The 22,277-nt window shown below is 43.4% G+C and carries 25 protein-coding genes; 23 read left to right on the forward strand and 2 right to left on the reverse strand.

Annotation, left to right across the window (positions count from 1 at the left end):
• The first annotated feature begins 45 nt into the window (after nt 1–45).
• Genes FY534_RS02135 through FY534_RS02145 form a run of 3 tightly spaced genes read left to right on the forward strand, consistent with a single transcriptional unit; the run spans nt 46 to nt 3,833 of the window.
• Nucleotides 46–861: a dienelactone hydrolase family protein gene (locus FY534_RS02135; protein ID WP_203115044.1), complete on the forward strand. Its 816-nt coding sequence runs from the start codon at nt 46–48 to the stop codon at nt 859–861.
• A gap of 42 nt (nt 862–903) precedes the next feature.
• Nucleotides 904–2,628 (forward strand): phospho-sugar mutase, encoded by a 1,725-nt coding sequence (locus tag FY534_RS02140; protein ID WP_203115045.1) that lies wholly within the window; start codon nt 904–906, stop codon nt 2,626–2,628.
• Complete coding sequence (locus FY534_RS02145) at nt 2,625–3,833, forward strand: MFS transporter (RefSeq protein WP_203115046.1); 1,209 nt, start codon at nt 2,625–2,627, stop codon at nt 3,831–3,833. Before FY534_RS02140 ends, FY534_RS02145 begins: the two co-directional genes overlap by 4 nt.
• 95 nt (nt 3,834–3,928) lie before the next feature.
• Here FY534_RS02145 and FY534_RS02150 read toward each other — a convergent pair whose 3' ends face one another.
• Entirely contained in the window at nt 3,929–4,129 is a 201-nt protein-coding gene (locus tag FY534_RS02150; RefSeq protein WP_072873052.1) for a cold-shock protein, read from the reverse strand.
• Between the two features lie 241 nt (nt 4,130–4,370).
• Here FY534_RS02150 and FY534_RS02155 point away from each other — a divergent pair, with 241 nt between their 5' ends.
• From FY534_RS02155 to FY534_RS02190, 8 genes are all read left to right on the forward strand, one after another.
• Nucleotides 4,371–4,574, forward strand: coding sequence for a hypothetical protein (locus FY534_RS02155; RefSeq protein ID WP_203115047.1), 204 nt, complete (start codon nt 4,371–4,373; stop codon nt 4,572–4,574).
• Nucleotides 4,575–4,582: 8 nt separating this feature from the next.
• Nucleotides 4,583–5,338, forward strand: a complete 756-nt coding sequence (locus FY534_RS02160) for a WecB/TagA/CpsF family glycosyltransferase (protein WP_238413625.1) — start codon at nt 4,583–4,585, stop codon at nt 5,336–5,338.
• A gap of 111 nt (nt 5,339–5,449) precedes the next feature.
• The gene (gene metK, locus FY534_RS02165) at nt 5,450–6,646 is read left to right on the forward strand and encodes a methionine adenosyltransferase (protein ID WP_203115048.1); all 1,197 of its coding nucleotides are present in this window, start codon (nt 5,450–5,452) and stop codon (nt 6,644–6,646) included.
• Nucleotides 6,647–6,889: 243 nt separating this feature from the next.
• Nucleotides 6,890–7,327: a hypothetical protein gene (locus tag FY534_RS02170; RefSeq protein ID WP_072873055.1), complete on the forward strand. Its 438-nt coding sequence runs from the start codon at nt 6,890–6,892 to the stop codon at nt 7,325–7,327.
• Nucleotides 7,328–7,780: 453 nt separating this feature from the next.
• Nucleotides 7,781–8,350: a DUF5317 domain-containing protein gene (locus FY534_RS02175; protein ID WP_203115049.1), complete on the forward strand. Its 570-nt coding sequence runs from the start codon at nt 7,781–7,783 to the stop codon at nt 8,348–8,350.
• On the forward strand, nt 8,334–8,621 hold the full coding sequence (locus tag FY534_RS02180) for a hypothetical protein (protein WP_203115050.1): 288 nt from the start codon (nt 8,334–8,336) through the stop codon (nt 8,619–8,621). The genes FY534_RS02175 and FY534_RS02180 overlap by 17 nt, the downstream gene beginning before the upstream one ends.
• A gap of 124 nt (nt 8,622–8,745) precedes the next feature.
• Nucleotides 8,746–9,948: a transposase gene (locus FY534_RS02185; RefSeq protein ID WP_203114185.1), complete on the forward strand. Its 1,203-nt coding sequence runs from the start codon at nt 8,746–8,748 to the stop codon at nt 9,946–9,948.
• Between the two features lie 393 nt (nt 9,949–10,341).
• Nucleotides 10,342–11,649: a bifunctional diguanylate cyclase/phosphohydrolase gene (locus tag FY534_RS02190; RefSeq protein ID WP_203115051.1), complete on the forward strand. Its 1,308-nt coding sequence runs from the start codon at nt 10,342–10,344 to the stop codon at nt 11,647–11,649.
• A gap of 61 nt (nt 11,650–11,710) precedes the next feature.
• On the opposite strand, the gene FY534_RS02195 is transcribed toward FY534_RS02190, so the two are convergent.
• Nucleotides 11,711–13,051 (reverse strand): helix-turn-helix domain-containing protein, encoded by a 1,341-nt coding sequence (locus tag FY534_RS02195; protein ID WP_203115052.1) that lies wholly within the window; start codon nt 13,049–13,051, stop codon nt 11,711–11,713.
• 152 nt (nt 13,052–13,203) lie between these two features.
• Here FY534_RS02195 and FY534_RS02200 point away from each other — a divergent pair, with 152 nt between their 5' ends.
• From FY534_RS02200 to flgK, 12 genes are all read left to right on the forward strand, one after another.
• Nucleotides 13,204–13,929 carry a response regulator transcription factor gene (locus FY534_RS02200; RefSeq protein WP_072873059.1) on the forward strand — a complete coding sequence of 242 codons (726 nt, stop codon included), beginning with the start codon at nt 13,204–13,206 and terminating at the stop codon, nt 13,927–13,929.
• Nucleotides 13,926–15,248, forward strand: coding sequence for a sensor histidine kinase (locus FY534_RS02205; protein ID WP_238413626.1), 1,323 nt, complete (start codon nt 13,926–13,928; stop codon nt 15,246–15,248). The genes FY534_RS02200 and FY534_RS02205 overlap by 4 nt, the downstream gene beginning before the upstream one ends.
• Before the next feature lies 1 nt (nt 15,249).
• Nucleotides 15,250–16,113 carry a DegV family protein gene (locus FY534_RS02210; protein ID WP_203115053.1) on the forward strand — a complete coding sequence of 288 codons (864 nt, stop codon included), beginning with the start codon at nt 15,250–15,252 and terminating at the stop codon, nt 16,111–16,113.
• Nucleotides 16,110–16,847, forward strand: a complete 738-nt coding sequence (locus tag FY534_RS02215) for a ComF family protein (protein WP_203115054.1) — start codon at nt 16,110–16,112, stop codon at nt 16,845–16,847. The genes FY534_RS02210 and FY534_RS02215 overlap by 4 nt, the downstream gene beginning before the upstream one ends.
• Nucleotides 16,848–16,883: 36 nt before the next feature.
• Nucleotides 16,884–17,273, forward strand: a complete 390-nt coding sequence (locus tag FY534_RS02220) for a TIGR03826 family flagellar region protein (RefSeq protein ID WP_203115055.1) — start codon at nt 16,884–16,886, stop codon at nt 17,271–17,273.
• Between the two features lie 94 nt (nt 17,274–17,367).
• Nucleotides 17,368–17,907: a ribosome hibernation-promoting factor, HPF/YfiA family gene (gene hpf / locus FY534_RS02225; protein ID WP_203115056.1), complete on the forward strand. Its 540-nt coding sequence runs from the start codon at nt 17,368–17,370 to the stop codon at nt 17,905–17,907.
• A gap of 239 nt (nt 17,908–18,146) precedes the next feature.
• Nucleotides 18,147–18,404 carry a hypothetical protein gene (locus FY534_RS02230; protein ID WP_203115057.1) on the forward strand — a complete coding sequence of 86 codons (258 nt, stop codon included), beginning with the start codon at nt 18,147–18,149 and terminating at the stop codon, nt 18,402–18,404.
• Nucleotides 18,405–18,516: 112 nt separating this feature from the next.
• Nucleotides 18,517–19,413, forward strand: a complete 897-nt coding sequence (locus FY534_RS02235; protein ID WP_203115058.1) for a class I SAM-dependent methyltransferase — start codon at nt 18,517–18,519, stop codon at nt 19,411–19,413.
• Between the two features lie 132 nt (nt 19,414–19,545).
• Complete coding sequence (locus FY534_RS02240; RefSeq protein WP_072873066.1) at nt 19,546–20,088, forward strand: sigma-70 family RNA polymerase sigma factor; 543 nt, start codon at nt 19,546–19,548, stop codon at nt 20,086–20,088.
• Nucleotides 20,089–20,145: 57 nt separating this feature from the next.
• Nucleotides 20,146–20,355 carry a flagellar biosynthesis anti-sigma factor FlgM gene (locus FY534_RS02245; protein ID WP_203115059.1) on the forward strand — a complete coding sequence of 70 codons (210 nt, stop codon included), beginning with the start codon at nt 20,146–20,148 and terminating at the stop codon, nt 20,353–20,355.
• On the forward strand, nt 20,352–20,648 hold the full coding sequence (locus tag FY534_RS02250) for a hypothetical protein (protein ID WP_203115060.1): 297 nt from the start codon (nt 20,352–20,354) through the stop codon (nt 20,646–20,648). Before FY534_RS02245 ends, FY534_RS02250 begins: the two co-directional genes overlap by 4 nt.
• A 53-nt stretch (nt 20,649–20,701) precedes the next feature.
• Nucleotides 20,702–22,264, forward strand: coding sequence for a flagellar hook-associated protein FlgK (gene flgK, locus FY534_RS02255; RefSeq protein ID WP_203115061.1), 1,563 nt, complete (start codon nt 20,702–20,704; stop codon nt 22,262–22,264).
• Nucleotides 22,265–22,277: the final 13 nt, after the last annotated feature.

The following is a 22,277-nucleotide window of genomic DNA, read 5'->3' on the forward strand; positions in this document are numbered from 1 at the left end:
TCATAAAGGCTGTAGTGCTGATTTGATTTGAGGAGGTTATCATCAATGACGATTCAAGCTGATTGGATTCGCTATGGTGCAGATCTAGAGTATCTTGGATATTTAGCCGTACCTGAACGTGTCAAAGGTCCCGTTGCGGCTGTCATTGTACTACAGGAAATTTGGGGAGTGGACGATCACATCCAACACGTTGCACGACGTTTTGCGGAGGCAGGGTATGTGGCACTTTCGCCTGATTTATACGCTAAAAATGGTGAGCGGCCAGAAGCTTTGAGTGGCGAACGGATTGTCAAAGTGAAACATTTTCTCGAGACCGTACCACCCAGCGCTTGGAACAATCCTGAAGAACGGGATCGGGCTATGGATGCCCTGCCTGAGCCAGAGCGCACTGAAGTGCGTACGACGTTTGCAACCTTGTTTGGAGGTCTCGATCCGACGCGATACATACCGCAATTGAAAGCCAGCAGCCAATATTTGCGCGCTGAACAACCGTTGTCCAAAGGAGCCAAAGTGGGTTCTGTTGGCTTTTGTATGGGCGGGGCTCTTTCTGCAGTTTTGGCTACTGAAGATCCCGAATTGGCTGCAGCGGCTATATTCTACGGTAATGCACCAGCGAAAGAGAAAATTTCATCCATTCAATGTCCTGTATACGGTTTTTACGCGTCGCTTGATCCGCGAATTACCGATCAGGTTCCTGAGTTTGCCAAACAGATGCAAGAAGCAGGAAAGTCATTCCAATATAAAGTTTACGAAGGAGCCCATCACGCCTTCTTTAACGACACGCGTGCATCGTATCATATTGATGCAGCACGTGATTCTTTTGCCACGGTTCTGCAATTTTTTGCTGAACATTTGCGGTGATTGTAATATATGAACCAAACACTTAGGTAGTGGGGGTTGTCCATGGACGCACGCAAAGAATATGAACGCTGGTTGCACTCTGACAAACTAACGGAATATGAACGCCAAGAATTGACGCGCTTGGGAAAAAAAGATTCAGAAATTCACGAGCGTTTTGGTCGCCAACTTGCTTTTGGAACGGGTGGGTTAAGGGGTGTGATGGGGCTTGGATTGAACCGGATGAATGTTTATACGGTTCGTCGCGTATCCCATGCGCTTGGCTGCTGGGTCAAAGAACAAGGCGGTCAACTGGTGGTCATTGGCTATGATTGTCGTCATCAATCGAGAGAGTTTGCCATAGAAACTGCGTGCACACTGGCGGCCTTAGGATTGCGTGCTGAAGTGGCGCCTGAACTCTGTCCTACACCGGAGTTGTCATACAGCGTCCGCCGCCGAAAAGCGGCGGCTGGTGTCATGATAACGGCCAGTCACAATCCACCGGAATATAACGGTTATAAAGTCTATGGACCTGACGGGGGACAGGTATTGCCTGAGATTGCAGCACAAATAGTAAAATTTCTTTCTGAACCAGAAGATATCTTCCAGTTACCCGTACTCAGCGAAGAAATCGCTCGAAAGCAGGATAAACTGAGCGAGATTCCCAGCGAAGTTCGACAAAGTTTTGTTGAGACAGTAGTACATAACGTGCAGAGTGCACTTGTCAGTCAGGAACAACGCCGTCGACTGACAGTTCTTTACACGCCTCTGCATGGCACTGGGCGTGTACCAGTCATGGAAGCTATGAAACTTGCTGGATATTCAAAGTTTCAGGTTTTTGCTCCACAAGCGCATCCTGATCCGGATTTTTCAACTGTGCAAAGTCCCAACCCAGAAGAAGCCGAGGCACTATCCATGGCTATTCAGGCGGCTGGCGATTTGCAAGCCGATATTGTGCTCGGAACCGACCCAGATGCGGATCGCGTTGGGATTGCCGTGCGTACTTCTGATGGGCAATACGAGTTGATGACAGGCAACCAGGTTGGAGCCTTGCTGGCAGATTTTTTGGTTCGTTCCAAGCGCTATTCAGGAGAATTGGCAAGCAACAGTATTCTCTTTAAGACGATTGTTACTGCTAATCTTGGCGCGCAAATTGCTTCTCATCATGGGGTAGCGGTTGAAGAAACGTTGACTGGATTTAAGTTTATTGGTGGAAAAATTACAGAATATGAGCGTTCAGGTCAGTACAAATTTCTTCTGGGTTACGAAGAGAGTTACGGTTATTTGCTCTCAGATATGGTTCGTGATAAGGATGCGGTACAGGCGGTTTTAGGAATTTGCGAAATGGCAGCTTATCATTTGCAAAAAGGTCACACGCTGCATGATGCACTGGAAGAACTTTATAAAGAATTTGGATATTCTCATGAATTTTTGCTTAATTTTCATCTTGAAGGCGAAGATGGTCAGGAGCGAATGATTGAGCGCATTGACGAATTGCGCAAAACCCAATTACATATTCCCAACATGCAGCTTGTTCGTGTAGAGGATTATGAGAAGGGAGTGGCCAGTATGTTTGACGAATCTCTTCAAAAAGTTGGGCAGGAGTCCCTCAGTTTGCCAAAATCGGATGTATTGAAATTTATGTATCGCGATGGATCCTGGATGGCCGTCCGTCCATCCGGCACCGAACCTAAGCTTAAAGCATATGTTTCGGCCACTGGAGAAAATGCCTTGCAAGCCGCGGAAAAGGCTGAACGGATGCGAAAAGTAATAGAGGATCGCATGCAATGAATTGGCGACGTACGCTTGTTATCCTCTGGATAGCAAACTTTGGTGTCATGGCCGGGATGAACCTGGTCATTCCTTTTTTACCCATCTATCTGGGGGAATTGGGAATCCATCAACTCTCTACACTGGAGCGTTGGTCAAGTTGGGTTTTTGCAGCACAATTTGTCACTTCTTTTGCTTTTCAACCTATTTGGGGTGCGGTGGCCGATCGGCGAGGCAGAAAAATAATGCTTTTGCGCGCTGGTTTTGGTATGGGGAGCATGACGGCTTTAATGGGTCTGGTGCATGCGCCTTGGGAATTATTGATTCTGCGTTTTATAAATGGTGTGTTCTCAGGCTTCATTTCTATGGCCATATCTCTGCAAGCATCGGTTACCCCAGAAGAAGAAGCGGGACGTGCACTTGGCATTTTGCAAACAGGCGGTATTGCTGGTGGTTTGATTGGTCCTCTTCTGGGCGGCGTGTTAGCCGAGTCTTTTGGCATTCGCCATGTCTTCTTGTTGACAGGAGCTATGCTCTTCATTACCAGCATAGTTGTATTGCTTTTTGTGCATGAAAAGCCAGTTCGCAAAGAGGGGCGCAAAGAGAAAGTCAAAGGTGGCAGTTTCTTGATTCTGCGCTACCTCTTACCTGTTTTTCTGGCTTCCTTTGTTACTCAATTAGGTGTCATGAGCATTGAACCGATTGTAACGGTATTTACTAAAACGATTTATCACGGCCGCCATCTCCAAGTCATTGCTGGTCTGGTTGTAGCCATGTCGGGAATTGCCAATTTAATTGGCTCGCCTTTGCTGGGTAGACTAGGGGATAGGATAGGGCAGAAAAAAATACTCATCTTTGCGCTCTGTGGCGCTGCCTGCATGTACATTCCACAAGCGTTGGCCTATAACATTGGCTTGTTGTTGGTAGGACGATTCTTGCTGGGACTCTTTATTGGAGGAATGTTGCCGAGCTTAAATGTATTGGTTCGAAAGATGGCACCCGAGCGTATGCAGGCAACAGCCTTTGGCTTGAATTCAAGTGCTACTTTTCTCGGTAATCTGATTGGGCCATTGCTGGGTGGAATGGTGGCTTCTATTTACGGCATTCGTTCTGTGTTTTATGTGACCATGTCGATTTTGGTGATGAATGCTATTGTGCTTATCTTTAACAAAAGCATCAATCATCCGGAACATTTGAATATCGATGTTGACACAGCAGAATCGTGATCGAACTAATAAATATCTAATGTGGATATGAAAAAACTGCCCCGTGTGAGTGGACACACAAGGCAGTCACTTCATATCCACATTGGGATAAAATTTTATAGTTTGGTAACGTTGGCTGCCTGAGGTCCGCGTTGACCTTCTACAATCTCGAATTCAACAGCTTGGCCTTCTTCGAGAGTGCGGAAACCGTCACCCAAAATGGCGGTGTAGTGAACAAATACGTCATTGCCGCCTTCTACTTGAATGAAGCCATAGCCTTTTTCGGAGTTAAACCATTTGACCGTCCCTTGTTGCACCTTATTGCCTCCTACCAAGTACACACGTACTCGCTAAAATTTTCCCTACGCCGCAACAGTAACATTTCATTATGATAAAGTCAATCAAATCTCCACAATTTCTTCAAATATAATCTGTTATTCTCTGTATACAAGAGAGTTCCCTTTACTTCTTGGCGAAGAATTCTAGAAATAGTTTCAAATATCCAGTCTACAGGATACACTGAAATTATCGAGAATAACGGTTTAGGAGACTATGAGAGTGAGGGAAGGGTTTGCACTCGAAGCAGAGAATAGAAAAAAGCTTTCATCTAATAGTGGCTGTCATGGGATTTTTCATCACCCTAGCGGCGGTTTGGGCGTTTATGGCTGGGAAGGGATTCGAGGTTATTGCCCCGCTTTGGAAACTCATTTACAGCTTGCTGTAGCAGCTGTGCTTAATTCCCATTCCGTTTGGAAAGGATGAAGTTGCTTTTGGCGAGCGAAGCTTTAGCAGAACATGTTGTGGATGTCCTCGGTGTGCGTTTTCACCGTGTTACATCCAATGAAGCTGTGGAGTCTATTTTGCATTGGATGAGTGAAAAAAGTCGCAGAATGGTAATTACGGCTGGGCCGGAATTTGTCATGCAAGCGAAAGAAAATCCTGAATTGATGCGCATCAGTCGTTCTGCTGATTTAGTAACGGCTGACGGTGTGGGTGTGGTATGGGCAGCCGCTCGAATGGGACGGCCTGTTCCGGAAAGGGTGACAGGTGTCGATCTCGGTCTGGATATATTTGCCGAGGCTATGCGTCGCAATACGTCATTGCGTGTTTATCTGCTCGGTGCATCGCCTGAATCCTTGCAAGCTTGTATGGCAACTTTGCAACAACGGTTTCCGCTGCATCAGTTTCAGGGTCACCATGGATATTATCAAAATCAAGATTGGCCGCAGATTCTTAAGGAAATAGAGTCGTTTCAACCGCATCTTTGGTTGGTTGGATTGGGACAACCTCGGCAAGAAATGCTCATTTACAAGAATTTGGCGCATTTGCCTCCCTGTGTGGCTTTGGGCATCGGTGGAAGTATCGATGTCTGGGGTGGAACCATTCAGCGAGCACCGCATGTTTTTCGCAGACTCAATTTAGAGTGGCTCTATCGATTGCTCAAAGAACCCAAAAGATTGCGTCGACAAATGGCTCTGCCGCGCTTCGCCTGGCAAATGTTGCGGCAACAGCGACCGTATTCATAGAAAGGTAAAGAATTCTAGGTTGTATCTTGATTGACGAGATTCGACAAATAGATTACGATTACCCTGTTTTGTTTTGAAGGGGTTAAAGAAGTTGGGAAGGGGTTGGTGAGGATGACCATTCGCCGTCTGTTTACTTCTGAATCTGTAACAGAAGGGCATCCTGATAAAATTTGCGATCAAATTTCAGATGCAGTACTGGATGAAATCTTAACTCATGATCCGTATGCGCGCGTGGCCTGTGAAACATCGGTTACGACTGGTTTGGTATTGGTGGCGGGGGAAATTACGACGTCTTGTTACGTGGATATCCCGAAGATTGTCCGCCGCACGCTTGCAGATATTGGATATACTCGTGCTAAATTCGGCTTTGATGCGGAAACTTGCGCAGTCATCACTTCCATAGATGAACAGTCGCCAGATATTGCTCAGGGTGTCAATGTTGCACTGGAAGCTCGTAACTTGACGGATGAACAGGTGGAGGAAATCGGTGCGGGGGACCAGGGCTTGATGTTTGGTTTTGCCTGTGACGAGACACCGGAACTGATGCCGCTACCCATTTCTTTGGCACATAAGCTTTCACGGCGGCTGAGTGAAGTGCGCAAAAACGGCACATTGCCCTATTTGCGTCCGGATGGTAAAACCCAAGTTACGATTGAATATGATGGGGACAAGCCTGTTCGTGTCGATACCATCGTAATCTCTACCCAACACGATGATAACACGACTTTAGAGACCATCTCTGAAGATATGCATAAACATGTGATTTCTGCTGTAGTACCTAAGGAGTACTTGGATGCAGAGACCAAATATTTTATCAATCCGACAGGTAGATTTGTCATTGGTGGGCCGCAGGGTGACGCTGGATTAACGGGAAGAAAAATTATTGTCGATACGTATGGTGGCTATGCCCGACATGGCGGTGGAGCATTCAGCGGTAAGGATCCTACCAAGGTAGATCGCAGTGCTGCTTATGCGGCTCGTTATGTTGCCAAAAACTTAGTAGCTTCTGGATTGGCTCGCAAATGCGAAGTTCAAGTAGCGTATGCCATTGGTGTCGCGCGTCCGGTTTCTATTATGGTAGATACTTTTGGAACAGGTAAATTATCAGAAGATGCTCTGGTAGAGTTGGTTAAGCGTAATTTTGATTTGCGTCCAGCAGCCATTATTCGCGATTTGGATTTGCGACGTCCCATTTTCCGCCAAACAGCGGCATACGGTCACTTTGGTCGATCCGATTTGCAACTTCCCTGGGAGCGTACGGATAAGGCAAGCTTGTTGGCTGAACAAGCTCGCGCCATCAGTCAATAAATTTTTTGCATTCCTCACGTGACCCCCATAAAAAAGAATAGAATCACGTATGCTGTAGTATTACCCTTACCCCATACCCTGAGTGCTTTGGCCAATCGGTCAAGGCACCTTTTTTTCTTGGAAGTGCTCAATCCAAAGGATGCTGACAAGAGTCAACTGAAGCGTTTATCTTTTTACATGTGTTTTTTAAAGTAGCGGACATTCACTTTCATGCATAGGTTGATGCAAGGAGGTGGGGCGTATATGTTGGTGACGCTCCTTGTACTATTGGCAGCTCTTTATGGGTTTTTAGCCTTTCTTACACAGATTGTCCATCTGTGGAGAAAGAGACGCCATCCTCAACTACCTATGATGTATATTTTGCTGATGAAAGATGCCAGTGAATCTGTTGAGGGCATCATACGCCAAATCATTCGCCGCAGTGATACGCTGAAAAGTGAACCCACCATAGTCATCATGGATTTTCAATCTCATGATGACACATCAGCCATTGTGCAACTTTTGCAATCTCATTGGTCCGAGGTCTATTATCATCCAGTTCAGTCGGAAGACGATTTTTTGCAAATTCTGCGCGATTACTATTTATCGAGTCATCACGTCGCTTGGCTATTCGATCTTCGCACGCCAAGTGCCAGGCAGCTTTCACTACAAACCATCTCAATGATTCCTATGATGCAATAGAAACTAATTCTATAAAAATTCACACTAAAGTAGTTTGAGAGACACTCTCTCAAACGATTTATTTTTTAAATTAGCAAAAAAATATAGAATGTGGAGAATTTTTGTCTAAACCTGTAGAAAATCTTAGCGGTTTCACTATATAATGCATGCATCGGGGTGTAACTCCTTTACTAGGATTCATAGCTACGGCACTCGGTAGTCTACTTAGACAACTAAGTATAGCCGGCAACTCTTAACAATCGCAGCAGAATTCAAAGCACTTCAGATCGGTCGTTATCTGACCCATCTGAGGAGGAACCCACGATGTCAAACAAAGTAAAAGCCCTTGCTATTTTTGGGGCGCTCGCGCTCATGACAGTCGCAGCGCAGGCAGGATTTTTCTGGATTTCATAATTATTTGACCGGGTTTTACCCGGTCCCGTTTTACAAAAAAGTATAATGCGGGGTACACCAATGTCAGTTGAGATTCTTGCCATATTGATAGGAATAGGTTTTGGATTGGTGAAGAAAGGCAGCATTTATAATTTGGCCAATTTGAAATTAAAATTTTTCTGGGTGTTGCCTGTCGCATATGTATTGCAAATGATTAGCATTCATTATTTCTCAAACAGTCTTTACTTGATTATGGTCATATTAAGCTATCTTGCACTTCTGATTTTTTGTCTCCTTAATATTCGCTTTAAAGGAATCCCTTATATGTTAGCGGGAATATTTTTAAACTTTCTTGAAATGACGCTTAATGGTATGCGGATGCCAGCCTATTTACCGTCCGTAAGAGCCTTTGGTAAAAAAGCTGTAGATGATCTTTTGTCTGGACATTACGGTAAAAGTATTGCTATGGATAAGCATACATCGCTTCCGTTTCTTGGAGATATTATTCCGTTTCACTTTTTGATTTTTAATATTGTTAGTATAGGTGACTGTGTTTTTGCCGTTGGGCTTGGGGTGTTAATTTACAACGCAATGTTGCTCCAAAATTATTCCGTAGTTAGTGGAGGAGGAGCAAATGAATCAGCAAAATAGCTGGCGTTATAAATCAATAAAAATATATCAGTTCATAGTAGCGTTGACAGTGATTGCTGTAGCAATTTATCAATTAAATTCAATAAAAATTCCCGACGACTTAATTTTATATTCGTTAATCGGATTAATATCATTAACTCAGATGTTTAAGATTATAATTAATGAGCATCTAGGGTTTACGTGGAATATGACATTTTACTTAGGGTTTTCTTTAGTATATCCTTTGAAAACCGTTCTTGTAAGTGGAGCATTCATGGCATTATATACCTGAGCGTTTTGCAGATTCATAAGCCCTTGTGGGACAAAGGATTTCAGAGCATGAAAAAGGACTTCACCCCAACTTGGAGAAGATTTCAAGTGACCAAACCCAAAATTCTCCTAGGAGGGAAGTCCACTTGTATCTTCTCCAAAAGTCCCTGTTTTCCTTTGAAGAGTGGCTAGAAATCGAACCCAGTGAACGACTTGAACTGTTCTTTTCTGCTCTGGATCTTCAGCCGTATGCCGCAAAGTTACGAAATTCATCACCCCAGGGTGCAAAGCCTATCAACCGTGAAGCGATTTTACGAGCGTTGCTCGCTGCTCCGCTTGAGGGGATTTCAACCTTTACCAAGTTGCACAAACGTTTGGTTAGCGACTTGCGGTTCCGGTACCAATGCGGGTTTCGGTTAGATGAATCCGCACCGTCAATTGCCACACTCAGTCGAGTCTTCAAGGCTGTAGTGGATAAAGATCTTGCCAAGGCACTCTTCATTGACCTGGTCAGTCAGTGCAAAGAGGCTGGAATCATCGATGGAAGTCACCTCGCCATTGACAGTACAGCGATTGGTGCCTATGAGAAGAAGCAACCGAAATCGCGTAGCCAAGAAACAGGTAATGCCAACTGGGGTGCCAAGTACGACACATTTGGCAATAAGCTCACGTGGTTCGGGTACAAAATTCATCTCGCTGTGGATACCTCCAGCGAGTTACCGGTAGCCTTAGAAGTCACACCCGCTCATATTTATGATGGTGAGATGGCGATTCCGCTCATGAAAGATGTCGTCGAAAACTACGGTTGGAAGGTCAAATACGTCATGATGGATGCCGGGTACGACCAGGTGAAAAACTACGAAGCTGCCCGTGGTTATGGTGCGCAAGCAATCATTGCACTCAATAAGCGTGGAGAAAAGGAACCACCTGCAGGCATGACATCCGATGGGACACCTCGTTGCTCCATGGGTTACGACATGGTTTATTGGGGAGCCGACGGTGACCGATTAAAGTTCCGTTGTCCACATGCAGTAGGCAAGGTTGACTGCCCGCTTGGGACTGCTGCTTGCTCGGACTCCAACTACGGAATGGTGGTCAAGAAGAGCATCACCGACGATGTAAGGCGATACGCCAATCCACACCGAAACACGCGGGGTTGGATGGAACTCTACAAGGAGCGAACGTCCGTGGAGCGATGTAATTCTCGGCTGAAAGAAAATCTTACAGCCAACGACACGCATGTCCGGGGTATTGAGAAGGTCACCACATACGTCTACCTCAATGCGATTATTCTACTTGCTTCTGCACTAGCGGTACATGCGACGGCAAGTTCACTGAAGACGGCTTAATCTTGGCACTCTGTTATTGGTAAAGGTATGTGAAAATCTAGACAACACAAACAAAAAAAGTAAATAATAGCCCTCAGACTAGTACTGTTTCTTTTTTCACTTCAAAGAGAAATGCAATTCTGCAAAACGCTCACCTATATTATTAATTTAAAGAATAATAATAAATCTGAGAAAATAGATGAAATGTTTAATCAGTCTATATTTACTTTATCTTCGACATTTGCTGTCTGGTTTACTAGATCATTATTTAACGCTCAAGGTTCTAATAATCTTTTCAATTATAAATATGTGTTGTTATGTCTGATCACTTATTCAATAGTTAATATGCTATTAATATTAATTTGTTATATTATAATGCAAGGTTTAGTTGGCTTGAAGATAGGGATTAAGTCAATGCTTCAAAAGTCAACATTTAGTGTGTTGGTAGTCGGTGGTCTCACCGCCTATCTTCTAGCTTTGACCATTCATGCCTCTGGACTGATAGGCGTTATCATATTTACCATTCTCATTTTGATCGTTTCCCGTGTTTACCAAGAATACTTTAAGCTTACCAACCATTTTAAACGCTTATCTATCACAGATGAACTCACAGGATTGCATAATCATCGTTACATACATAACTGGTTAGATAAACGAGTGGCCGATAACCTTCCATTCAATGTATTACTCGTGGATATCGATAATTTTCGCAGATATAATGATGCCCATGGACATCTGCATGGCGATCTCGCTCTGAGCCATTTAGGAAAGCTCTTTCATACAACGGCCAGAGAGGGTGAGTTAATCGCCCGAGTGAGTGGAGAAGAATTTTTAATCATTATTCCGGATGTCTCCGTTGAAGAAGCCACTCAACGTGCTCAAGTTTATTGCGATGCTGTTCAACATTACAATTTTCCAAGTACGGAGCAGTATCCAGTAACAAAGTTGACTGTCAGTATAGGAGTAGCAAGATATCCTGATACTGGAGAGAAAAAGCACGAGGTCCTGGGCGCTGCAGATGATGCGTTGTATAAGATTAAAGTTGCTACGCACAGTCGTGTTGCAGTGTTTAGTTCCATTGCCGAAGATATTATTCGCGAATTACAAGGACTGGATGTTTCTGAGAAATTGATTGACGAAATGCAACAACTCATGCAATTGATGCATTCACGCGATCGCTATACATACCGACATACTGAAAGAAATGTTAAATATGCAGCAGCTCTCGCGCGGAAACTGAATCTCGATAAAGATTTGCAAAAAACTATAAGAGTTGGAGCATTTTTGCATGACATAGGGAAATTGAAGATACCGGTAGAGGTCATTGCCAAAAGTGACCCGCTTTCCAAAGAAGAATGGGATCTGATGCGGGACCATCCAAATCTTGGTTATCAACTGGCGCTCGGCTTATCAGAAGTTGCAGACTGTCTGCCTATCATTCGTTATCATCATGAAAGGTATGATGGTACCGGTTATCCAGAAGGGAAATTAGGGGCAGAGCTTCCATTGTCAGTCCGTATTATGACTCTTGTGGATTCATTTGATGCCATGACCACCAGTCGTCCGTATCGTAAAAAACGGACAATGGAAGAAGCTTTTGACGAATTGGACGCATGTCGAGGTACTCAGTTTGATCCCGATTTGGTCGAGCCGTTTAAAGAAGTTGTTCGAGAAATTGGCATTCTCCAATCCGAAGAACCAAAAGAATCGGCCATTATTTGAACTGTTGTTCAGATGATGGCCGATTTTTATGATTTTCTGGTGTAACTATGGAAAAGGCTTCTTAAGTGCGAGAATCAATCCAACGAACAGGATTTTTAGGAAGTAAGAATGATTCAAGTCGTTCTTGAATTTCGCGAATCTTAGCTGGCTGACCAACTTCCTTAAGCCATAGAATAGCAGTGGCAAGCCACTGGACACGAATATCGAGTTCTTCCTCTGGAAATTGATTTGCCAAATCAATTAAAACGTCTGCCGCCTTTTCCGTCTCGCCGGTCATTTTGAAATAATCAGCTTGCAATTCTCCAAGCTCTTTAAGTGTGTCCCGATAAGAAAGCTGAGAGAATTCACAAATACCATGACAATCATTTAATATCTCACTGGCGCGTTCAATGCGTCGGAGAGCGGCTGACCACTCGCCCCTGCTCATTTCAGCCCTTGCTCTATGACATTCTGCCTGGATAAACAGGTAGGTTGTCTGAGGTGCTATACAATGTTGTTCTTCAGAAGCTGTGCTGACTTCTTGGAGTTCCGGGATTTTTTCAGACGCCTCTGTTATAGTTGCCTGCACAACATCACTTTGCTTAAGGAAGCGAAGACTTTCTACTAGTGTTAAAGCTTTTAAAGCTAGTGTAGTGGCGAGTTGAGTATCCGCATCTTCTAGAAATTCGGCATCCATAATCAGCATTTCTGCCATATGTTCAATTTTAGGTGCTGATTTAGCGAGTTCTATAGCTTCTTGAAGATAACTGATAGATTCCATTTGTCCATCATATTTTTGACGAGTAATTTGATACATCTTATAGTACATATCCATCATGTCGCGATTGAGTTCTACAGTGGCACAAATTTTCTCTTCTCTCAGTTCTTTTCCGTAGAATACGGCTTTCTTCCATTCATGCAATGCACCATCTTCATTTTTCATGCCAAGCTCAAGGTATCCAGATTCTCGGCAAACTTCAAATAGAAGCAATTTGTCTTGGCTGCGAAAAGCCTGTTCGCGAAGACTCTCTAAAATAGGTACGCCGCTCTGGTACTGACCTAGGTGCCTATGAGCCATAGCTTGAGTTAACATCAATATACGAGTATTTAGTCCATATGCGTTCTCGGTATGAATTTTATTTAAAATTTCTAATGCTTTTTCAGGGAGGCCAACTTCAACATAATAACGTGCAATGGCTAGAGTAGCTGAAGCAGATTGTTGACCGTCCATTTCTGTAACAAAATATTCAATGGGCATACCTAGTCGAATAGCCAAATTGTTCAGTAAGTTATAAGAAGGTTTAGCTCTGTCTGATTCAATTTGACTAATCATACTCGGTGTAACAATTCCATCCGCTAATTCGCTTTGCGTCAGTCCCCGTTGCTGACGCAATTCACGTATTTTTTCTCCTATGGTGGCCATTAATTCACCAACTTTTCCAAATGTGGGATTTCATAAAAATAAGAATTAAGATGGTAGATTCAACAGAGAATTCTATTTAACTATATCATATTGTAATCCATTAGGGGGACAAGTTAAAATGAGTTTAAGTTAAAAATTTGGAGGGCGATGGCGTGCCAACAGTCCTGGTTGTGGATGATGAAGAGTCCATTCGTACACTGGTTGCTTACAATTTTCAAAAATCAGGATATGAGGTTGAAACGGTAGGAGATGGTAAGTCTGCTTATGAACTTATCCGTCAGAACCCCCAACGGCTCTCATTGGTCATTTTAGATTTGATGTTGCCTGGTATGGATGGCTTGGAAGTCTGTCGCCGTCTACGCCAGGAAAAAGTTGAAGTACCCATTATTCTTTTAACTGCCAGAGATGAAGAAGTGGATTTGGTGGTCGGTTTGGAAATGGGGGCTGACGATTATGTCAAAAAACCATTCTCTCCTAGAGAATTAGTAGCCCGCGCCCGAGCAGTTTTGCGGCGTATGGATAATACCGAAGAAGACATTGAAGAGGCAAGCAGTTCGCGCACACTCAAAGCGGGAGATGTTCTGGTAGATCTCTCTAAGCATGAAGTATCTTTGGCGGGAGCACTGATTGATCTCACACCCAAAGAATTCGACCTTCTTCAATATTTTCTTGAAAACAAAGAACATGTACTTTCTCGAGATCAATTGCTTGATCGCGTTTGGGGATATAATTCAACAACAGATACGCGAATTGTCGATGTTCATGTATCCCATTTGCGAGATAAGATTGAGAAAGACCCTAAAAATCCGCTATATATCAGAACCGTACGAGGTGTTGGTTATAAGTTTACCGATCCGTCTGGAAGGAGTTCTGGATGATTGTACCCGTAATGCTGGCCTTTTTTGCAGGTATGGTGACTCCGCTGATTGTTTTTGGAATTCGTCGGCGTTGGGGCAAATATTTTATGGAGTATTTACAAGATTCTTTGGACGCTTTTGGCAACGGTGATTACAGCTTACGCATGTACGAATATTTACGGCGTGGATTTAACCGTGAGATAGCCAACAGTTTTAATCAAATGACCAGTCGCATTGAAACGGTGGTCGATGAACTATCTGCAGAACGTGATGTTCTGGAACACATTTTGCACAACATGACCACGGGAATCATCTATATTACCCGCGGTGGAACCATAGAGATGGTCAATGAAGCAGCCCAGTTAATGTTCCGCAAGCCTTTTGAACATTGGACCAAACAAGACCATTGGTCTCTATTTAGAAACTATCATTTAGGTGCGGCAATAGACAACGCATTGTTGTTTGGAACTCCATGGCAGAGCGAACTCAATTTGCGCGACACACAGACGGTGTTAATCCGTTTGGTACCTGTGCCATCCAAGAGCAAAACCGCAATGCATGGGGAAGTGGCTTTTGATGTTCTCATGCTTTGCAATGATGTCACTGAATTTCGTCGACTGGAAAGAATGAGAAGCGAGTTTGTGGCTAATGTCTCGCATGAATTAAAGACTCCAATAGCTGCAATCCGCGGTTTTGCAGAGACATTGCTTGATGATGAAGCACCAGCAGAAGTACAAAAACAGTTTTTGCAAACTATCTACGACGAGTCCAATCGGATGAACGCCCTGGTCAGCGATTTGCTGGAACTTTCCAGATTGGAAGCTGAAGAACATCGGATTCAATTGCTTGCTGTTCCATTGATGGATGTGGTAGAACGGGCGCTTGATCGGTTGACCCAAGTAGCTCTAGCACGCCAGATTCAACTTGAATTAGAACCTTTTGAGCAGGTGAATGTTTGGGCGGAAGACGACTTGCTTTTGCAAGTATTTCTCAATTTAATGAGCAATGCCATTCATTACACGCCAAGTGGCGGCAAGGTGACGATTCGTTGTGAAATTCTCGTTGATAGAGTGAAAGTTCATGTCATAGATACAGGAATAGGTATTGCTCCAGAACATCTCGATCGCTTGTTTGAAAGATTTTACCGAGTCAATCGGGATCGCAGTCGGGCATCTGGTGGGACTGGATTGGGGTTGTCTATTGTTAAACATATAGTAACAGCGCTTGGCGGAGAAGTTGGTGTAGAAAGTGAAGTGGGTAAGGGCAGTGATTTTTGGTTTACGCTTTCCAGAATGAGCCGACTTCCAGAAGACAAATCTCTATCGATGGGAGGAGAATAACTTGGGCAAAATTGCCTTTGTCACAGACAGCACAGCGTATTTAACGCCTGATCAAGAGCGTTCATTAGGAATATCTGTCGTTCCTCTCGACATCGTTATTGACGGTGAAGCCTATGCAGAAGGAGTCGACGCAAGTTACAAAGAAATATATGAAAAAATGGCAGTCAGCGAAAAGTTTCCGAGTACTTCTCAACCTTCCCCTTCTCGCTTTGAACAAGTATTCAAGAAATTAATAGACTCTTCAGAACATATACTGTGCCTGACATTATCTTCGGGTTTGAGTGGAACCTACGAGAGTGCTAAAAATGCGGCTCAAAGGGTTAATCCTCAACGTATTACAGTATTTGATTCAAAGATTACTTCTTTTGGATTGGCTGGTCCGTTGCAAGATGCAGTAAAAATGGCAAGATCAGGGTGCGATGTAAATCAAATATTAGAAATGTGGCAATATGTGAGTCAACATATGGTTTCGCGATTTCTGATTGACAATTTAGAAGCTCTGCGAAGAGGTGGAAGGATTGGCGGCGCATCCGCGTTACTGGGTTCTCTGTTGCAGATCAAGCCAATTCTTACTGTTCGAGATGGGAAAATAGACTTATACGAAAAAATGCGAACGCACAGACGGGCTTTGGAGGCACTGAGAAGCGAATTTCATGCTTTTGCAGAGAAACATTCGCAAGTGAGGCTAGGCGTTATTCATCGCGATCGCGCTGAAGATGCTCATTCATTATTGCAGGAATTGATGGGTGGTCATGAGAATGTTCTAGGTGAAGTTTGTGAACTTGGTCCTGTGATTGGCATGCACACGGGGCCAGGGTTGCTTGCGCTTGTTTACTATCCGAGCAAAGCAGATTGGGTAGAATGAGAACGTTTCGTGGCTATACATTGTCGTTTTTACTTGCATCTTTCGCTTCTTTCGTTTTGGATATGATTTATTTTAACGAACAACATCGATGTGTACTCTGTGGAAGAACACTGTATAGAGAACATCAAAAAGAGGATAATCTGATCTTGCTTGATAAAATTTGCCTGTTTTGTCAATTAAAACTTCTGCAAGTAGATATCCTACCCGCAAGGCGTTCTCTGGTAGTTCAAGGTAGTCAAGTACCAGTCTTTGCTGCATTTCCTTATCATGGGTTTTTACCGGAAGTCATTCGTTCGTGGAAGTATGATGGCGCATTAGGCTTGACGGATTGGCTAGTTTCTCCACTTTTACCATTCATCGAAAGGCAGTTGCCCTGTTCATTCGATATGATTGTGCCCGTGCCTACTACGAATCAGCGAATTACTGCCAGGGGGTATCAACAAACAGAGGTTTTGGCTTATGCATTATCCAAAAAAATTCGTCGTCCTGTAGTCTCTCTATTATCGAAACAGTCCATTCAAGCGGAGAGTCAAACAGGGAAAAACAAAGCCGAGCGTATGGATGCTATACAGCATGCTATACAGGTAGTATTTCCGGAGCGTTTGCAAAAGCGCAGGTTGTTGTTGGTGGATGATGTAGTGACGACCGGATCGACCATGGCGGCTTGTGCTAAGGAATTGTTAAACGTGGGAGCTCAATCCGTGATGGGCGTGGCCATAGCTTATGTACCATGAATGTTGAATGAAAATGAACAGGTAGGTGTATGCAGGATGCCGGTGGCGAACTGTAAGCGATGTGGAAGAATTTATAATCGATTGAGGCGAGATATATGCCCGCAATGCGTTCACGAGGAAGAAGAAATATTTCTTCAAGTACGCACATTTCTTAAAAATCATCGGAATGCTAATCTTCAAGAGTTGGCAGAGGGAGTCGGAGTAGACCCGGACATTATTGTGGGTATGATTCAGGATGGGCGCATTATCTTACGAGATAATCCGAATATTTCATATCCATGTGAAAAATGCGGAAAACCGACACAGTCTGGTCGGCTTTGTGCAATCTGTTCTGCAGAAATGGTAAGGGATTTACAAATAGCATCTTCTGAACTATCGGCTCAAAAAGAAAAGTCGCATAAAGGTAAGGGGTTTTATTCGCGATAATGCCCGCGTAAATCTACTGTTAATTCAGAAAACAGGCCATGACTTTCCTCGTGAAAAAAGGTATACTAGAAATACGAAGGAGGCGTTGGTGCTTATGAACATTCAAGTGCATGGTGATCATATGGGGATCACTCCGGCGTTACACGACTTTGTGGACAAGAAGTTGGGTCGCTTGGAAAAGTACTTCGACGCTCCGCCCGAAAGGGAGATTTCTGTAACTCTGTCAGTGGAGAAAGGCTTTCACAAGGTAGAAGTCATGTTGCAATTGCATGGTGTACTTTTCCGCGCGGAAGAAAAATCAGCAGACATGTATGCATCCATTGATCTGGTCGTAGATAAGTTAGAGCAACAAATTAATCGACATAAGTCTAAAATCAATCAGAGATTTCGCAATCAGGGTTTAAAAACACGCATTCAATCATCGGCCGGAATGGATACACGGGAAGAGAGTGAACTTCGTGTGGTGCGTACGAAGCGCTTTCCTGTGAAACCTATGGATGTTGAAGAGGCCATGATGCAAATGGACTTGCTTGGACATGATTTTTATGTGTTCACGAATGCAGAAACTGAAGAAGTGAATGTATTATATCGTCGCAAATCAGGCGACTATGGATTGATAGAACCGCAATATTAATAACAAATTGGCTGACAATCGCATATTTGTCATTTGATTTTTAGAATGATGACTCTGTTTCTATGCCTCCATATCCGCCGTTAATCGTGGGTTGGAGGCTTTTTCGTAGCTTAATGTAACCAACGGAACACAGAAAGATTAATAAGACTTACGCGATTTTCAATTTGGCCAAACAAGAATAATGTCCATATGGCATACCTCTGAATAAATACTACAGTGTGAAGTTTGGGGGGAAGTATATGCCGATTCTCATGTTTATTCTTCAAGTGATTGTCTTTTTTCTCATTTGGCGAATTGTACTTATGGTACTGACGAATATCATTCGTAAAAATACCCTTTCAATATGGGTGAGAATGATAGCCAATTTAGTATTCGTCATTTTTTATTTTGCTGTATTGCATTGGACTCATGGTTATTGGTGGTGGTCCATTGCCAGCGGATTATTTGTGGGTCTTCTGTTCGCGTTTGCGTTTAACAACGGATCGTCACCTGAATAAACTTGTTGTATGCATGCAAAGCAGAACAATTTTCTGGCATGCTGTGCTATAGTGGGCATGAGTAGTATACTTTGCCAATCTTTTTATAGATTGATCAGGAGGCCGTTCACCTTTGTCTCTGCAGAATCTTCAAGATATAATCCTGCAACGCTTTCAGCGTCATGATGCGCTCTATCAATTTTTACTTAAACAAGAATATGTGCCGGAACGTTGGTTGTTAGAACAGACCATTTACACAGGTCCATCACGTCGTTCTCTGCTCGGATATTTACCAGTTAAAGAGAATCATAGAGTTCTCGATATAGGGTCAGGCTTTGGTGCGTTTGCTTTTGATTTCGCCGCGGGATTTCCGGTAGAAGTAGTAGGTGTGGATTATGATTATGAATTGGTGCGACTATCGGAAGCGCTGCGAGATGAACTTTATAAGCTAGGAACTGCGGCGTTGCATGAACGGGCAAAAATATCTTTTTATCGCGAAGACGTATATCGGTTGGATAAACTTCAGTCTCTGGGTGAATTTGATTTTGCTGTTGCTCGTTTTCTCTTTCAACATTTACAGCAGCCTTTAGAGGCAGCGGTAAGTATACGCGATCGTTTAAAGATGGGTGCGACTCTTTGTGTTCTTGATATTGATGATGGAATGACAATCACTTATCCAGAGAATTCCCAAGGGTTCAGTCGATTGCAAGCTGCTTTTAGTCAATTGCAAACCCTTGAAGGGGGCGATCGCGAGATTGGTCGAAAGTTACCTGGGATTCTTCAAGAAGCTGGATTTCGTGTGACAGCAACAGCTCTTTTGCCGCAGGCTCAGTTTATTCGCACTACGTCTCATGATGAAGGTGTTCGAATGACTGTTCAAAGATTTAAAGAAAAGCGTAATAGGTTGCTGGAAGAAGGTATTATGACAGCCGGCGAGTTTGAAGAAAGTGTGCGCAATTATTTGGAGGAAGTTCAGGGGTATCAGTTTCATACAGTGTGCCAAGTCGTCGTTATGGCGGAAAAAGTCTAAAGGTTGGTTATATCGGAAGATATGAAATGGTTTTAAAGAAATGGCATAAAAGATATTTGGGTAGGATTTTATAGGTCAACTCGGAGATATTTTACTAGAGGCAGATGTAAGGGGAAAAGGAAGAGATGATAGTTGGAAAGCTTGTTAACCGATGGGCAGGAACAATATATACAACGTTTAGCCAGAAGGTATGTGCATTATCGCAAAAGTGCTTCGATTGATGTGGATGATTTGGTAGCGTCAGCCCGCATGCGCTGGTGGCAATTCACTCAAACCGAGGCGCATCATATACTCACGGAAGAGGCGCGATTGCGCCTTTTTTATGCGCACGTTAAAGGTGCGATGCGAGATGTGGTTCGGAGTTCCAGTCCGCTTAAAATTACACGGACCTATCAAACACAGTTGCAGGCCTATCAAAAACCGCAAGTTATGAATATTGAACACGCCATTGATGTGCGTGCAGAAGAATCTCCAGTAGAAATGGAAATATGGCTGGATGTGGTTCAAGGTATTCAGCAATTGGATGAACGAGAGAAATTGGTGTTGTCACTTTATTTTGAGGAAGATTTGACTTTTACAGAAATTGCAGAAGTTTTAAATGTGTCTGTATCAACAGCTACACGAATTTATCAGAAGGCTATTAAGTTTCTACAAAAAAAATTACAACATCTCTGAAAATCATGCAAAAAATCTTTAAATTCGACCGTATATGACAATGTAGGGGGGAAAAGGATGCTCTCTTCATCAATGGACGGAATTCAGGGAAAGCCATCTAACGAAGTTCGTGCAACCGATTCACAATTGCTAAACCGGGCAACAAATTACGAAAGTAGACAGCAAAAAATTAATCGTATCAAGCAACAGATTCAATCGGGTGTATATTCAATTCAGCCAGAAAGACTGGCAAAAGCAATTTTGCAAAGTGGGGCCTTACAAGAATGATGGAATGCGAGTCTGCTGAGTCGATTGTTGGTGAACTGGAGTCGTTAACTTCTGAAATTAACAATTACTTATTAAAAGCGGATTCAACTGGAGTTGTGGAGAGGGTCGTTCGTCAATGTCGCTGTCTTCAACGGTTGGCTCAATATACAATAGATTCTTCTTTGCAAGAAAGATTGAAAGCTGTACACGAATCGGTTATTCAACAACAATTACTTATTGAACAAGCCTTAAAAATTGCTGAAGAGTTTAATAAAGCGTATGTCAGAATGAGCAGTTATGCTGAATTCGCATAAACCATTTTCCGTTATAAAGCGAATTGGGAACGGAATTTCTGGGGGCTAAGAGTATGCCGATATCTACTTTCCTTGGTTTGAATATTGGAGTGAATGCATTAGAAACTGCTGCACAAACAGAAAATGTGATTGCCAATAATATAGCCAATGCGAATACTCCTGGCTACGCGGTAGAAAATGCCCTCATACAAGAAAGTAGTCCGTTTCCGGCAGATAATGAATCTTTGCCTGTAGGACAGTTGGGACAAGGTTCGCAAGTGAGTCAGATTCAACGCCAAACCAACCCGTATCTAGTCCAGCAGGACAGGGCGAATCAAGCTGATTTACAAATGTATCAATCTCACCAAACCGTGTTGACGCAAATTCAAGGAATTTTAAATGAACCCTCCTCTGACAGTTTGCAGAATTCTGTCGATCAATTCTTTCAAGCGTGGCAAACTTTGTCTACAGATCCGACCAATACGGCTGCGCGTCAAGCTGTAATTGAGCAGGCCAAAACAGTGGCGCAGACATTTCAAACGGTTACTCAACAATTGGAAGATGTGCAGTCAGGTTTAGCTGGCACGATTGAAGGACAGGTCAATCAGTTAATTACAGATGCGCAAAATGTGGCTCAACTGAATGCGCAGATTGCTATGCAAACGGCGATAGGTCAATCTCCCAATACACTCTTAGATCAGCGCTCGGTCTATCTGGATGATATGTCTAAACTTGCTGGAGTCAATATTCAGTATCAGGAGAATGGTACTGTGACTGTGAGTATTGGCAGCGGCAGCAATGCGGTTCCTTTGGTTGGTGGAGCGAATGGTAGCGAATATAATGCAAATCAAGATTTACAACCAAGTCAACTTCAATCTTATCAAAATGCTCCTTCTGGTGGGACAAGCTCATACTTACCCTCATCTGGGTATACGTCATCAGGCAATGCTTCACCAGCTTCTAATAACCTAATTACTTTGTTGCAATCAGGCTCCATTCTTGGCAATGCACAGGGATTGGATGATGTCAATAAAACATTGGCTAATTTGAATTCGTTTCTGGATACGTTTGCGACTGCAGTAAACAATCAGCAGAGTAGTGGGCTTGACTTAAACAATTCTGCAGGGCCAAGTATTTTTGTAGCTCCAGCGGGCGCTACTACAGATTCATCTGGACAACCGGTGGATTCGCAAGGGAATGTTGTTCTTGATGTAAATCCATCACTTACAACAAACGATATAGCAGCAGGATCAAGTTCAGATGGTGCTGATGGAAATTCTAACGCTAATGCGATGGTTGCTTTATCTACTTCAACGAATACATACAGTTCATGGACCTACGCCGGAGTGGTTTCTGATGCTACCCAATCTGGCACTGCTAGTAGTGGTACGTTTGATCAGACACTAGCAGCTTTGGTTTCTGGTGTTGGTGTGGAAGCGCAAGGAGTTCAGGCTGGATACAATACAGCTAATGCGCTTGCTGAACAATCATCCAATCTAAGGCAATCGGTGTCGGGTGTTGATATGAATGCCCAGGCGGCTGAGATGGTTCAGTTTCAGAATAGCTATAATGCGGCGGCAAAATACATCTCTATATTTAATCAAATGCTGCAAACATTGATACAGAATGTTGGCTAATAAGTTAGACTAG

This window comes from Alicyclobacillus sp. TC (assembly GCF_016804365.1).
In the GTDB taxonomy this organism is placed as follows: domain Bacteria; phylum Bacillota; class Bacilli; order Alicyclobacillales; family Alicyclobacillaceae; genus Alicyclobacillus_I; species Alicyclobacillus_I tolerans.